The 14,045-nt window shown below is 68.2% G+C and carries 11 protein-coding genes and 1 rRNA gene; 3 read left to right on the forward strand and 9 right to left on the reverse strand.

The annotated features are described in order from the left end of the window. Nucleotides 1-63 precede the first annotated feature (63 nt). The gene (locus ACLJPX_RS31120; RefSeq protein ID WP_410604047.1) at nucleotides 64-1,137 is read left to right on the forward strand and encodes a hypothetical protein; all 1,074 of its coding nucleotides are present in this window, start codon (nucleotides 64-66) and stop codon (nucleotides 1,135-1,137) included. On the opposite strand, the gene ACLJPX_RS31125 is transcribed toward ACLJPX_RS31120, so the two are convergent. The 7 genes from ACLJPX_RS31125 to ACLJPX_RS31155 form a co-directional block, all read right to left on the reverse strand. Then, the gene (locus ACLJPX_RS31125) at nucleotides 1,103-2,572 is read right to left on the reverse strand and encodes a sensor histidine kinase (protein ID WP_410604048.1); all 1,470 of its coding nucleotides are present in this window, start codon (nucleotides 2,570-2,572) and stop codon (nucleotides 1,103-1,105) included. The genes ACLJPX_RS31120 and ACLJPX_RS31125 overlap by 35 nt on opposite strands. Beyond that, nucleotides 2,569-3,258, reverse strand: coding sequence for a response regulator (locus ACLJPX_RS31130; RefSeq protein WP_410604049.1), 690 nt, complete (start codon nucleotides 3,256-3,258; stop codon nucleotides 2,569-2,571). The genes ACLJPX_RS31125 and ACLJPX_RS31130 overlap by 4 nt, the downstream gene beginning before the upstream one ends. Nucleotides 3,259-3,363: 105 nt before the next feature. Beyond that, nucleotides 3,364-3,912: a DUF4232 domain-containing protein gene (locus ACLJPX_RS31135; RefSeq protein WP_410604050.1), complete on the reverse strand. Its 549-nt coding sequence runs from the start codon at nucleotides 3,910-3,912 to the stop codon at nucleotides 3,364-3,366. A gap of 26 nt (nucleotides 3,913-3,938) precedes the next feature. Further along, entirely contained in the window at nucleotides 3,939-5,717 is a 1,779-nt protein-coding gene (locus ACLJPX_RS31140) for a choline/carnitine O-acyltransferase (RefSeq protein WP_410604051.1), read from the reverse strand. Continuing rightward, nucleotides 5,714-6,562: a class I SAM-dependent methyltransferase gene (locus ACLJPX_RS31145; protein WP_174720382.1), complete on the reverse strand. Its 849-nt coding sequence runs from the start codon at nucleotides 6,560-6,562 to the stop codon at nucleotides 5,714-5,716. Before ACLJPX_RS31145 ends, ACLJPX_RS31140 begins: the two co-directional genes overlap by 4 nt. 16 nt (nucleotides 6,563-6,578) lie before the next feature. Continuing rightward, complete coding sequence (locus ACLJPX_RS31150) at nucleotides 6,579-7,430, reverse strand: arpA protein (protein WP_410604052.1); 852 nt, start codon at nucleotides 7,428-7,430, stop codon at nucleotides 6,579-6,581. A 149-nt stretch (nucleotides 7,431-7,579) separates the two neighbouring features. Further along, a complete protein-coding gene (locus tag ACLJPX_RS31155) occupies nucleotides 7,580-10,135 on the reverse strand; it encodes a bifunctional FO biosynthesis protein CofGH (RefSeq protein WP_410604067.1) in 2,556 nt (851 codons plus the stop codon). A 194-nt stretch (nucleotides 10,136-10,329) separates the two neighbouring features. Here ACLJPX_RS31155 and ACLJPX_RS31160 point away from each other — a divergent pair, with 194 nt between their 5' ends. Further along, nucleotides 10,330-11,871, forward strand: coding sequence for a transposase (locus ACLJPX_RS31160; RefSeq protein WP_410604068.1), 1,542 nt, complete (start codon nucleotides 10,330-10,332; stop codon nucleotides 11,869-11,871). Between the two features lie 36 nt (nucleotides 11,872-11,907). On the opposite strand, the gene ACLJPX_RS31165 is transcribed toward ACLJPX_RS31160, so the two are convergent. Both ACLJPX_RS31165 and ACLJPX_RS31170 read right to left on the reverse strand, forming a co-directional pair. Next, nucleotides 11,908-12,666 (reverse strand): SDR family oxidoreductase, encoded by a 759-nt coding sequence (locus tag ACLJPX_RS31165; RefSeq protein ID WP_410604053.1) that lies wholly within the window; start codon nucleotides 12,664-12,666, stop codon nucleotides 11,908-11,910. Between the two features lie 8 nt (nucleotides 12,667-12,674). Continuing rightward, nucleotides 12,675-13,472 (reverse strand): alpha/beta fold hydrolase, encoded by a 798-nt coding sequence (locus tag ACLJPX_RS31170; protein ID WP_410604054.1) that lies wholly within the window; start codon nucleotides 13,470-13,472, stop codon nucleotides 12,675-12,677. A 471-nt stretch (nucleotides 13,473-13,943) separates the two neighbouring features. On the opposite strand from ACLJPX_RS31170, the gene ACLJPX_RS31175 reads away from it, so the two are divergent. Then, nucleotides 13,944-14,045, forward strand: a 16S ribosomal RNA gene (locus ACLJPX_RS31175); the annotation flags it as partial.

The following is a 14,045-nucleotide window of genomic DNA, read 5'->3' on the forward strand; positions in this document are numbered from 1 at the left end:
AGCCGTGCGGAACCGGTGATCTTCGGTCACCGTGACGGCATGATCCGTTCCTAGCTTGGCGTCATGACCACCTTGCTCGAACGGGCCCCGGCTCCCGCTCTGGAGAAAACCCCGCGACGGAGTCTCACGGCACTGTTCGGGATCGCCGTCGGTGTCGCCGCGTACACCGGGTTCCGGCTGCCGGGGGACTGGGCGGCGACCCTGCAGGCGGTCTCCCTCACCGACGGTTTCCACCGGCGTTTTCTCATCGGCACGCTCCTGAAGCCGTTCGGGCACGACTACCTGGTCTTCGCGATCGCGAGCTTCGCCGTCCTCGGCGCGGTGCTGGCGGCCCTGACGATCGCGTTCTTCGGCAGCCGCACCGAAAGCAGACGGCTGCTGATCGTCGCCTGGCTCCTGCTGCCGACCGGCGGCTACTTGTTCCACGAGGTCGGCTACTTCGACCAGGTGCTGTACCTCCTGCTTTTCGGGGCTCTGTGGGTGTTGCACCGGAACCGGCCGGTGCTCGCGAGCGCGCTGATGGCGCTTTCGGTGACGGTGCACGAAATCGCTTTGCTCACCGTGCTGCCGGTGTTCGGTTTCGTCCTGCTGCGGCGGTTCCCGTTCCGGCGCGCTTGCGCACTGCTCGCCCCGGCCGCGGGCCTCGGCCTGCTGATCCTCGTGCTGCCGCCCGCCGCGCCCGGTACCGTCGACCGGCTCCGGCAGGAACTGTCCACAACGGACTTCGCCTACCGCGCCGACGCGCTGGACCTGTTCGGGCGCACGCAGGCCGAGAGCTGGCGGATGTACTCGATCACCGACGTCCTGCTGTACCTGCTGCCGATCGCGATCGTGGTGGTCGGCGGCTTCCTGTACCTGCACCGCCCGACGCTCGCGGCCATGCTGCCCGTCGCCGCGATCGTGGCACCGACGCTGCTCGCGTTCGGCGGCTGGGACGACGCCCGCTGGGGCTTCCTGCTGGTGACCGACTTCGCCGTCGTGCTGTGGCTCTGGCTCGGTCGCCGCGAAGTGACGGTACGCCAGGTCGCCGTGCTGACCGCGGTGTTCCTGATCCTCACGCACGTCCCGATGCCGTACTTCGACGGCTACGCGCCACGCGGGTTCACGCTGGTGACTCCCGTGGAAGACTTACGGTGAAGACGGCGCCGCGGTCGTTGTGCGCGGTGATCTCCCCGCCGTGGATCAGGGCGTTCTCCCGCGCGATCGACAGCCCCAGCCCGCTGCCTTCGGTCGCTTGACGCGCGTGATCGCCCCGCACGAACCGGTCGAACAGGATCGGGAGCAGTTCGCCGGGGATCCCCGGCCCGGAATCGGCGACCCGGATCGTCACCGCGCCGTCGGTCCCCTCCACGGTCACGGTGACCGGGGTTCGGCCGTGCCGGACGGCGTTGACCAGGAGGTTGCCCACGATGGTGTGGACGCGGCGCGGGTCGGCGACGACGGTCGTGTCCCCGGTGCTCGTCACCTGGATGGGTGTCCCCGGCACACTGACCTCGATCGCGTCCTCGACCAGCGCGGGCAACTCGACCGGTTCGGGACGGAAGTCCGCGGACCCCGCGTCGAACCGGGAGATCTCCATCAGATCATCGAGGAGCCGCGCCAGCCGCCGGGTCTGCGTGCCGAGTAGTTCGGTCGCGCGGGTCCGGGTCTCGGGGGTGGCGCTGTCGAGCGTGTCGACCGTGGCGACCATCGAGGCGAGCGGGGTCCGGAGGTCGTGGGCGACGTCGGCGACGAACCGCTGCTGCTGGCGGTCTTTGGCGCGCAGGTCTTCGATCGCCGCGCCGACGCGATCGGCCATCGTGTTGAACGACGCGGCGAGGTCGGCGAGCTCGTCACGGCCCTTCACCGGGACGCGGACGTCGAAGGCACCGTCACCCAGTTCGCGGGCGGCGGAGGCGACGCGCAGTACCGGCCGCCGGATCCGGCCCGCGGCGAAGACGGCGGCCACCACACCGAGGACGGTGACGCCGAGCGCGATGTACACCAGCTTCCACCGCTGGACCGCCAAGTCCTGCTCGAACAGCGTGAGGTCGAAGTACTGCACCACCCAATACGCGACGAAGTTCGCGCTCACCACGAGGAGGCTGCGGCCGGTCAGCGGATCGATCGTGATCGTCGACAGCAGTTTTCCCGGACCTGTGGTCCGCAGGAGGACCACGTCCTTCACGCTTTCCAAGGCGGCCCTTCGGTCGGGAGGATTCGCGTTCCTGGTGCCGGTCGTCCAATCGAAGCTCTGTGAGGAGGACTTGACGACCTCGGGAGGTCCTTCGGGCGCCTTGAAATCGTCGTTGGTCAGCTGGGGATGGCTGGTGACGAGCATCCAGTCCGCCGCCGCCGTGTCCATGCCCTGGGAGAAGTGCTCCAAGGCAGCGATATCGCCGGCCATGAACTGTTGGAGATGGGGCCATGCCTGCCCGAACATCGCCCCGAACGACGTTTTCGCCGCGGCGGTGAACCTGTCGCGCGCGTCGTCCTCCTGGATTTTGGCCGCGGTGAAGGCCATGACGGCCGTCGCCGTCGTGGTCACCACCACGACCGCCGCGGTCACCCTGGCACGGAGCCCGAACTTCATGCGCTCACCAGCCGGTAACCGAGTCCGCGCACCGTCTTCAGCACGACGGGATTCGCCGGATCGTCCTCGACCTTGGCCCGCAGCCGCGCGACAGCCGCGTCGACGATCCGGGAGTCGCCGACGTAGCCGTAGTCCCAGACCCGTTTCAGCAGCGTCTGCCTGCTCAGCACCTGGTTCGGATGCTCCGCGAACTCGACGAGCAGCCGGATCTCGGTCGCGGTGAGCGCCAGTTCGACGCCATCGCGGGTCACGCTCATCGCGGCGGCGTCGATCTCCAGCTGCCCCACCCGCAACAGACCGGCCGACGGCCCGGGAGCGGTGACGGCGCGACGCCCGATCGCCTTGATCCGCGCGTCGATCACCCGCGGTTCGGCGGGTTTGACCACGTAGTCGTCGGCGCCGCATTCCAGCCCGGCGACGATGTCGATCGGGTCGCCGCGGGCGGTCAGCAGGACCAGCGGCAACCGGCTGCGCGCGCGGATCCGGCGGCAGACCTCGAAACCGTCCATCCCGGGCAACATGACGTCGAGCAGCACGAAGTCGAGTTCAAGCCGGTCGGTGAACAGCACTTCCAGCGCCCGCTCCCCGGTCGGGGCGACGACGACGTCGTGCCCGAGGGCCTTCAGCGCGAGTGTGAGCGCTTCGGCCAGGGCTTCGTCGTCTTCGACGAGCAGGATGCGCGGCATGGGTCCCCCAAGATCGAAAGGCTCACCGATCGTAAGGGCGCTCTGTCGCACTTGCCCGGACTCGCGGCGGAACCGTCGCAAAGCCGTGCGGTCTCGTCACAAACTTCAGTGCTTGAGCTCGGGGTTCCAGGCCGTCAGCGTGAGCTTGCCGGTCGTGCCGAGATCGGTGTCGACCGTGATCCGCTGCTCAGGATCACCCTTCGCGGCCGCGAAGGTCACATAGGCGCCCGCTTCCGGCGAACCCACCGTGACGGTGTTCGACCACGCGACCACCGACACCAGCGTCCCGCCGGGCTGGACCGTCTGCGGCGCGGCACCGGGATCGATGGCCATATAGGACGTGCCGTGCTCGACCTCGACCGCCATCGGCCGCTTTTCCTTGTCCAGCAAGCGGACTTCGGGATACCCGGTGAGCGTGCGCGGCGCCGTGCCGCAGTTGGTCAGCGTCACGACGATCGCCCGGTGCCCGAGCGCGGCTTCGACCGGGCCGGACTTCACCGTGACACCCGTTTCGAGACAACCCGCCGGTTCGACGGTCCCCGGCTCCGGTGTGTGGACGGTCGGGACCGGCGGCGGTGGTGGCGGGGGCGGGGGCGTACTGCACCCTGCCACCACCAACGCCGTCGCCACTGTCGAGATCGCTTTCCCCAGCACGGCTGAACCGTACTAGGCCGGCGAAATCAGGCGAGCAACTCCTGCAGTTCCTCGATGGCGGTGGCCAGCTCCGTCGCGAACAGTTCCATCTCGTGTGCCACGTGTTTCGGCGTGCACAGGTAGATGTTGAGACTGTCCGGCAGCAGCACGTACGCGATGCCGATGCACTGCGGGCTGGTCGAGCCGAAACCGAAGTACCGGATGTTCACCGACGGCGCCGAGCTGGTGCTCAGGTAGTCGTTGCGCATCTTCAGCCAGCCCGGTGACGAGTACAGCGCCGGTGATCCCTCGACGCCCCGCCGCTTCTGGATCAGCTGCAGCTCCCACAAATGCTGCTCCGGAGCGTCGCCCGCCTGGCACTCCTTCGCCCGCGTGACGTGCTTCGCCGCCGCAGCACGGAAGGCCGACTGACGGGTCTGCCGATCCGCGTTCGAGTCGTCCATCACGTGGGCGAACCACAGCACCTCGGGCGTCACCACGCGCATCGCCTCGGTGCGCCCGTTCTGGTACTGCCGCGTCGCGATCGACTCGTACGTCGCGCCGGTGATCCCCTTCGCGCGCTTGTGCGCGAGTTGGTACGCCATCTGCGCGAAGCCGTCGGGGGACATCCCCAGCTCCTTCGCCCGCTTCGCACCGAAGTTGGTGAAGGACACCGTCTTCGTAGCGGTCGCGTCGGCGTACGCGGCGAAGGACGCGGCAGCGGCACGCGCGTCTTCGCGCAACGCGTCGCCCAGGACGAACTCGATGACCTCGGACGCCGGGACGCCGTCGGCGGGCTGCCGCTCCAGCCGCGTTCCGCTCAGCAGCGCGTCGGTGAACCCGAGGATCGTGGTCCCGTCCAGTTCACAGTGCTCGACGTTGATCCCCGCCGTGCCGTCCTCGAACACGATCAGCGAGACGGCCTTGTCGAACCAGCGGTTGCCGCTGTCACCGTGCAGCAGCTTGTCGCACGCCTCCTGCGTGCCCGACGGCGTGAAGTCCTCCAGGCACAGGCAGAACAACGCGGTCTCGATGTCGTCGAGCGCGGCCGCGTTGCCCGCGGCGAGCAGCGATTCCCGCGTCGCCGCCCACTCCGCCCTCGCCTTGGTGGTGAAATGCCCGGCAGCGGTTTCCGGGTCCTCGACGAAGTTCCCCGACTTCACGACCGCCTGCAACCCCGCGACCAGCTGTTCGGGGGAGTACGGGCGGCCGTCGGGCGCGATGACGTCCATCCGGAACGGGGTGTCGCGGTGGAAGACCACGATGTGCCGCGCCCGCGACGGCCCCGGCCAGTCTTCGCGGTACGGCGTCCGCGCGGTGTCCTGCACGGCGCCGGGGATCCGTGTCGCCGAGAACAGGTACTTGTGCTGCACCATCGACTGCGGCTGCCCGCGCAGCACGATCGGCGGCACCAGTTCCTCGTCGAGCTTCAGCTTGTAGTCCACCGCCGACGCGGCCAGTTCGGCCGCCCGCTCCAGCTGTCCCAGCGGGGATTCGGTGAACAGGAAGAAGAAGTTCGCGTTGAGCGCGATCCGGTCGCGGCGGCCGAGGTAGCGGTACGGCCAAAAGGTGTCGAGCCAGCTTCGGACGCCTTCGCGGCTGTCGAACGCTTCGAGCGCGCTCTGCAGTTCGTGCGCAGGGCTTCCTTCCGCGAGGAACTCGGCGACAGCGCCTTCGGTCTCCGCGAGCTCACCAGGGGTGAGCAGCGGCGAGCACCACTCGAGGAACCGGCGGCAGGTGTCCTCCAGGCTGGGGACGGGGACCCGCGGCAGGACCTCCTCGTTGCCGAACGTGCGGGTGGACAGTTCCGGACTGCTCACGGTCATCCTTGATCTCGAAGGGGAAGGGTGTTCAGCGCGGAGGCGAGCCCGCCCGCCGCGCCGTTCGGGCGGGAGACGAACAGCCGCGCGTACAGCCGGCCGTCGGCTTCCAGCCCACGCGGGTCGACGCCCGCGACGGACAGGTTGTCCAGGATCTGGGTCCGTTCCTCTTCCGAAGCGAACTTCCGCTGCCGGAAGACACCGTCGACCCCGGCCGTGTCGTACTCCAGATCGGTGAGGCTCGCGGCGACCGGTTCGTAGGAGAACATCCGGAGGACGAAATGCGCCATCCACGGCCGGCTTTCCCGCGCGATCCGGACGAGGGTCTTCTCCGTGACGTAGCCGATGCAGCCGGTCGAGACGACGATGTCGACGTCGGCCAGCAGCGCGCGCTGCTCCTCAGTCGGGTCTTCGCTCTCCAGATCGGCGTGGATCGCTTCGTCGATGAAGCCCGCGGCGAGCGCGTACTCCAGGGCAGGTGCGGAGGAATCGAGCCCGATGAAGCGGACTCCGTCGCCGACGGCGAGCCTCTCGACCATCCGCCGATCGTGCGCGATCAGGTCTTCCCTGCTCAACGACTCGCCATCGGTGTAATGGTCGTACAGCCGCTCCATCGAGGTGTCACATCGGTACAGCGCCGCGTTGACGCCGTACGAGCAGCCGAGGTCGAGCACCGTCGGGACCTTGACGTCCCGCTCGGCGCGGTACTCGTCGATCAGTTTCGCGAAATAAGCCTTGGCCTGCTGGGGGATGTCGTAGTCCAGCCTGCGCAAGGTGCCGAAGAACGCGCGCGGATCGGGCTCGGTGTAGATGTGGTCGAAGGAGATCTTGCCGGTCGAATCCAAAGGCACGGGCCGGGCTCCTGACTTAGTCGAGCAGCTGATCGCCCCGGACGGCCGCTGAAGCGACGTGTTCGGGCAGGACCCGGCCGAACAGCTGTCTAGTCCGCTCCGGACTGCCGATGACCCCAGGACGCTCGCTGTAGGCGAAGATCGCGGAATGGCGTGCTGTTGCGCCTTGAACACTACTCACGCGGTGCAGGGCGAAGCGTCCGCGAAACAGCTGAAGATCACCGGGACGCAGAGTGAGCCGTCGGATCAGGTGATCTCCTTCGCCCGACAGGACGGCACGGACATCGTCGAAGTTCTCCGCCGTTTCGGAGCGGATGTTCGGACAGTATTCGAAGACACCGCCGACGGCGGCCTCCTGCGTGAGCATGCTGACGGTGTACTCGTTGGTGTCGAAATGCCACGGATGCGAGCGGCCCGGTTCGATCACGTTCAGCACCAGCCCGGACAGCGGGTCGGCGAGTTCGTGGAGCCCGGGGAGTTCGAAGCAGTCGGCCACGAACCGCTGGAACTCGCGGCTCGAGTACAGCTGCTGGATGACCGCGGTCGCCGGGATCTGGTCGCGTGCCACGAAGGCGTTGCCGCGTTCCATGATCGTGCGGCCGGGATGATCCGCCGGTAGAGGAGTGTCGATGGCGGTGTTGTAGGCGTTGACGCGTTCGACCTTCGCGTACGCCTCCGGAGCGATCTGCGCGCCTTCGTGGCGAAGGACGTCACGCAACTCCGGGCGGATGAAGTCGGCGAGCACACTGCATCCTGTTTCCCGCAGTTCGGCGCGGGTCCGGGAAACGATTTCGCGCCAGGCCGGGCTTCCCGGTTCGGACAACGGATAGCGGGCGGTGTCGGCCACCTGGACTGCGCTCGCGGTCATCGTCGTCCTCTCGGCTGCCCGGAAGTGATTCTCGGGTTTAGCACAGAAAACGCCGCAGGTCCCCGCTCCTTGTGATCGGTGACACACGCAAAGTGAAGGCCCCCTTCGCCACGCTGTACGCGGAGAAGGGGGCCTTCGCGGGTTATTCGTCAGGAAGTGACAAGCGGCAGCAGCGGCCGACGGACCGCGGTCGCGACGCCGTCCGACGCCTCGGCCGCGGCGATCCGTTCCGCCGTCGGCGTGCCGTATTCGGTGGTCCGCTGCCGCAGCGGACGCCCCAGCGGTTCGACCATCGCGCGCATGTCGCTGATCGTCTTGTACGACCCGTTGGCCGCACCCGCCATCCGGCTGATCGTCTCCTCCATCAGCGTCCCGCCGATGTCGTTGACCCCGCCCTGGAGCACCGCGCGGCTGCCCTCTTCGCCGAGTTTCACCCAGGAACTCTGGATGTTGTCGATCATCCCGTGCAGCAGCAGCCGGGACAGGGCGTGCACCGCGCGGTTCTCGCGCAGCGTCGTGCCCGCCCTGGCGAGCCCGGCGAGGTAGATCGGCGAGCTCTGGTGGATGAACGGCAGCAGCACGAACTCGCTGAACCCGCGCCGCCCGTTGCGCTCCAGGCCTTCCCGCTGCAGTTTCGCCAGCAGCTTCAGGTGCCCGACCCAGTGCGCGGGAGTGTCGACGTGGCCGTACATCATCGTCGACGTCGTCGTGATGCCGAGCTTGTGCGCGGTGGTGACGACGTTGATCCACTCCGACGTCGGCAGCTTGCCCTTCGTCAGCACCCAGCGGACGTCGTCGTCGAGGATCTCCGCCGCCGTGCCCGGCAGCGAGTCGACGCCGGACGCCTTCGCCTGGGCGAGCCAGTCCTCGATCGAGAGGTTCGTCCGCGAAGCGCCGTTGACGACCTCCATCGGGCTGTAGGAGTGCAGGTGGATGCCCGGCTGACGCCGTTTCACCTCGGCCGCGAGATCGAAGTACGCGGTACCCGGCAGATCCGGGTGGATGCCGCCCTGCATGCAGATCTCGGTCGCGCCCGCGGCCCACGCCTCGTCGACCCGGTCGCCGACCTGCTCCAGCGAAAGCGTGTACGCGTCGGCGTCGGTGCGCCGCTGGGCGAACGCGCAGAACCGGCAGCCGGTGTAGCAGACGTTGGTGAAGTTGATGTTCCGCGTGACCACGAAGGTGACGTCGTCGCCGTTCACCTCGCGACGCAGGTCGTCGGCGATCTTGGTGAACGCGTCGAGCTCCGGGCCGTCGGCGTGCAGCAGTGCCAGGGCCTCGTCGTCCGAAAGCCCGGCGGGGTTCTTTTCCGCGCTGCGCAAGGCATCCCGGATGTCGGTGTCGAACCGCTGCGGCGCGGTCTTGATGTTGCCCTTGATCTCGGCCCAGTCGCCGTAGACCGAGTCGAAGTCACTGCGGCGGTCTTCCGTCCGCCCGACGGTGTCGACCTCGACGTGCAGATCGGTGCGCCCGGCCTCCTTCCAGCCGCCGTCCGGCTCCTGCCACGGGATGCCCACCGGGATGGCCTCTTCGATCGCGAGCCCGGTCTCGGTGTCGGTGAGCGGCGCGAGATGCGCGTTCATCCGCGGGTCCAGCCACGGCTCGCCGGTCTTGACGTACTCCGGGTAGATCGGGAGCCGCTCGCGCACGGTGAACCCGAGCGCTTCGGTGCGGCGCTTGAGCTCGTCGATCTGCGGCCACGCGCGTTCGGGGTTCACGTGGTCGGGGGTCAGCGGGGAGACGCCGCCCCAGTCGTCGATGCCGGCGTTCAGCATCAGTTCGTACTGCTGGCCGATCAGGTTCGGCGGCGCCTGGATGCGCATCCGCGGTCCGAGCACGAGCCGCGCGACGGCGATGGTCGCGGCGAGCTCCTCGAGGTCGGCGTCCGGGGTCGCGCGCATCTTCGTGTCCGGCTTCGCGCGGAAGTTCTGCACGATGACTTCCTGGATGCCGCCGTAGGTCTTGGCGACCTTGCGGATGGCGAACAACGTGTCGGCGCGCTCTTCGAAGTTCTCGCCGATGCCGATCAGGATGCCCGTCGTGAACGGCACCGAGCTGCGGCCGGCGTCTTCGAGAACGCGCAGGCGGACGTCGGGGTCCTTGTCGGGCGAGCCGTAGTGAGGGCCGCCCTTCTCGGTGTAGAGCCGCTTCGCGGTCGTCTCCAGCATCATGCCCATCGACGCCGAAACCGGCTTGAGCCGCTGGAAGTCCTGCCAGGTCAGCACGCCCGGGTTGAGGTGCGGCAGTACGCCGGTCTCTTCGAGGACCCGGATCGCCATCGCCCGGACGTAGGACAGCGTGTCGTCGTAGCCGTGGGCGTCGAGCCAGTCCTTCGCCGCCGTCCAGCGGTCCTCCGGACGGTCGCCGAGGGTGAACAGCGCCTCCTTGACGCCCATCGCGGCACCCTTGCGCGCGATGTCGAGGACCTCGTCGGGGGAGAGGAACGGCGACTCGACCCGGCCCGGGACGGTCGCGAAAGTGCAGTAGCCGCAGCGATCCCGGCACAACCGGGTCAGCGGGATGAACACCGAACGGCTGTAGGTGACCACGCCGGGACGGCCGGCCGCGACGAGCCCGGCGTCACGGACACGGGAAGCGTGGTCGGACAGTGTCTTGAGATCGTCACCGCGCGCCTGGAGCAGGATCGAGGCCTCGGTGAGGTCTAGGGTCTTCCCATCGCGCGCCCTGGCGAGCGCACGGCGCATCGCCGAGGTGGTGGGGGCGGTCGCGTCAGCGGGGGATGCCATTCCCGCACGCTATGGCCGGACTCGCTCCAGCTGCCAGTGCGCATCCCGCCACCGTGTCACCCACGTGGGTATCGTCACTGTTTCCGCTGGTCAGAGCGCGATCTTGGTTGCCGATCAGTGGGCCGGAGTGTATTACCTAAAGTGTGGCTTCGGTGATCGGCAAGAAGGTCGGCGGGCGGACTTACTACTACCTCGTCACCTCCGCCAGGGTCGACGGCGAGCCCCGCGTGGTGTCCCAGCGCTACCTCGGCACGGCCGAGGAGATCGGGCGCGCGATGGACGGCGACGTCTCCGCGCCCGGCGAAGCGCGGCACCGGACCTTCGGCGACGTCGCGGCCGTGTGGGCCACTTTGCGGCGGCTCGGTTTCGTCCGCCGGGTCGACGAAGCCGTCGGAGCCCAGCGCGCCGAGACCACCTTGGGCTCACATCTCGCGCTCGCCGTCCTGCACCGGGCGACGGCGCCGGACACGGACCTGGCTTCCTGGTGGGAACACGGCGTCGCGCGCGAGTTCCTGAAGGCCGACCTGGCGAATCACTGGCGAGCACTGCAACGCCTCACCCCGGAACGGATCACGCGGATCGAGACCGCCGTCGCCGAAGCGGTGCTCTCGGCGCTGGGGACGGGGAACGCCGCGCTCGCCGTCGACGTGCCGCAGTTCGCCACCTTCACCACGGCCGACCCCTGCCGCTGCGAACTCGCAGGCCTCGGCCTGGTGGTCACCAAGGACGGCGCGATCCCGCTGGCGTCCCACATCTATCCGAGGGAAGGGGCACCGCCGTTCGCCGCGCTCGCGGACGACCTCCGGGAGCGGTACCCGGCGGGCGACGTCACGCTGGTCTTCACCGCCGGTCAGGCCGCGCAACTGGACCTCGGACGGCATTTCGTCGGCGCGCTCCCGCTTGCGGACCACCCGGACCTGCTGGCGAAACCGGCGTCCGCGCGCAAGCCCGTCGATCCGGTGCGCTTCGCCGGGCTGACCGCCTTCGACACCAGAGCCGTGGTCGGGGGCGTGCGGCGGCGCGTGATCCTGACGCATTCGGAGATCCTGCACAACGCGCAGGCCAGGGCGTTCGGCGACGAACTCGGCACCGCGACCCGCGAGCTCGCCGGCCTCGGCGCCGCACTCGCCGCGGGCACCTACCGGGGCGACCGCGGCCAAGTGAACGCCGAAATCGCGCGGATCACGCGCGGCCGCCGCGTCGAGCGGGTGCTCTCACCTTCTCTGGCGGGCACCAGGCCGGGGGAGATCCGGCTGACGTGGAAGGTGGACGACGCCGCCGTGTCCCGGCTGCGCGAGGAGTTCTTCGGCAAGCAGGTCCTGGTCACCGACCACGACTGGCCGGTGTCCGAGGTCGTCACCGCCTACCGCGCCCGGACGCACCTCGACTCGACGTTCCGCTGGCTGACCGGCTCCGCCGTCGCCGGTCCGGCCCCGCGCTGGGACTGGACCCCGCACCGGATCGCCGTCCACACGCTGGTGACGGTGCTCGCGTCGACGGTCACGCACCTCATGCGGCGCGAGGCCGACCGGGCGGGGATGAACCTGTCGGTCCGCGAGTTGATGGACAGCCTGGCGGGGATCGGGGAGACGGTGCTGCGGTATCCGTCCACCGGCGGCCGCCCTCGGACGCGGCGCCTGCTGACCGAGCGGAGCCCGGAACAGCAGGCGCTGTTCGACCTCTTCGGTCTCTAGCCCAGACCCCGCCCCACCACCACCCTCAAGGGACAGCTACTCCGAACGATGGATCTGAAGCGCGGAGAAGGTCTGCACCACCGGCATCAACTCGATGACGTTGATGTTCACGTGCTCCGGCTGCGAAGCCGCCCAGAAGACGGACTCGGCCACGTCGGCGGCCGTGAGCGGCGTCGTCCCCTTGTAGACGTTGTCGGCCTTGCCCTGGTCGCCCTCGAACCGGACGACGGAGAACTCCGTGCCGCCGACCATGCCGGGCTCGACGTTGGTCACCCGCACGCCGGTGCCGTGCAGGTCGGCCCGCAGGTTCAGGCTGAACTGGTGCACGAACGCCTTGGTCGCGCCGTAGGCGTTGCCGCCGGGGTACGGGTAGGTGCCCGCGATCGACCCGATGTTGATCACGTGCCCGCGGCCGCGCTCGACCATGCCGGGCAGCAACGCGCGGGTGAGATGCGCGAGACCCTTGATGTTCGTGTCGATCATCTGGTCCCAGTCGTCGAGCTTCGCCCGGTGGGCGGGCTCGAGCCCCTTGGCGAGGCCGGCGTTGTTGACCAGCAGGTCGACCTCGGCGAACTCCTCGGGCAGGGACTCCGGCAGTGCGGCCACCGCGTCGGCGTCGCGGACGTCCAGCTCGATCGGCAGGACGTTCTCGCCGAGTTCGCCTGCCAGCTTGTCGAGCCGGTCCTTGCTGCGCGCGGCCGCGACGACCTTGGCGCCGTCGGCGGCGAACCGGCGGACGATCTCTACGCCGAACCCCGCGCTGGCACCGGTCACGAAAACGATCTTCTGGGACATGGAGACGATCACCCAACTTCTTTCAGGAACCGTGCGAACACGGCGTCGAACTCGGCCTCGCGCTCCAGGTTAGGCATGTGGGCGGCGCCCTCGATCACCGCCAGGGTGGAGCCGGGGATGAGGTCGCGCATCAGCTCGGCGTCCGAGACGGGCGTGAACTCGTCCTCCGTCCCGACGACCACCAGGCTCGGCACGGCGACCTTCTTGAGGCTCTCCCGGTAGTCGGGCCGCTCGGCCCGTCCCCTGAGCGCAGCCGCCGCTCCTTCCGGGGGAGTCGTGCGCATCATCTGCAAGACGTGCGCCGCCACGTCCGGCATCGTGCGGACGTTCTCCGGCGAGACCATCTTCGTCAGCACCTCGTCGGCGTACCAGCCGATGCCCTCGGCGAGGACCCGGTCCGCGGTCTCGTTGCGGACGCGCTTGCCCTCTTCTGTCTCTTCTTGAGGGGAGGTGTCGGCGAGCAGGAGCCCGAGGACGCGCTCGGGGTACGTGCGGTGGAACTCCATGACGATCTGCCCGCCCATGGAGAGACCGCCGAGGACGAACCGCTCGATGCCCAGGTGATCGGCGAGGCGGGCGATGTCGGCGGCGAAGACGTCGAGGCCGGTCTTGCCGGGGACCACGGTGGTCTCGCCGTACCCGCGGAGGTCCGCGGTGATGACCCGGTAGCCCTCCAGGCTGAAGCGTTCGGCCTGGGGCCGCCACATCGAACGGTTGAAGGGGTGGCCGTGGACGAGGACGACGGGCAACCCGGTGCCGAGGTCGTCGTAGGCGACGGAGATGCCGTCGAGTTCCGCAGTGCTCATGAGACCGACGCTAATCGGAGCAATCCAGGAGTTCAATACGGTGCAATGTACTCGGAGCAATGTTTCTTCTCGGCGTTCACCTGGGGCGCTCCCGGGTCGATCGCCGGGTGATCGACCGTTCCGGGCCGGTTTCCTGCTTCTGACCTGCGGAAACGCAGTTAAGGTACCCCCCTGTTTTGGGGGGTTTCCGGCCATGTAAAGTTCTCCAAGTCGCCAGGGAAACCGGGTGGCAAAGAGAAAGACAGAGACACGAACCAAGCTCTCACCTCAGGGTGATTGAGTGGGTGGCTCACCAAAAACTGCTAGAAATAACTGCTTCGGATAAGGCCGCGTGACTGCGGTGCGATTCGGGGTGTGTTGCTTGAGAACTCAACAGTGTGCTAGTGAACTAAGCCAGTAGAGCTTATGTATTTGAACCTCGTTTGAGGTTCCTTTGAGTGCATTAAATTGCCTCGATTGAATTCGAAGACATTGTTGGAGAGTTTGATCCTGGCTCAGGACGAACGCTGGCGGCGTGCTTAACACATGCAAGTCGAACGATGAAGCCTTCGGGTGGATTAGTGGCGAACGGGT

The organism is Amycolatopsis sp. lyj-90 (assembly GCF_046549035.1).
In the GTDB taxonomy this organism is placed as follows: Bacteria; Actinomycetota; Actinomycetes; order Mycobacteriales; family Pseudonocardiaceae; genus Amycolatopsis.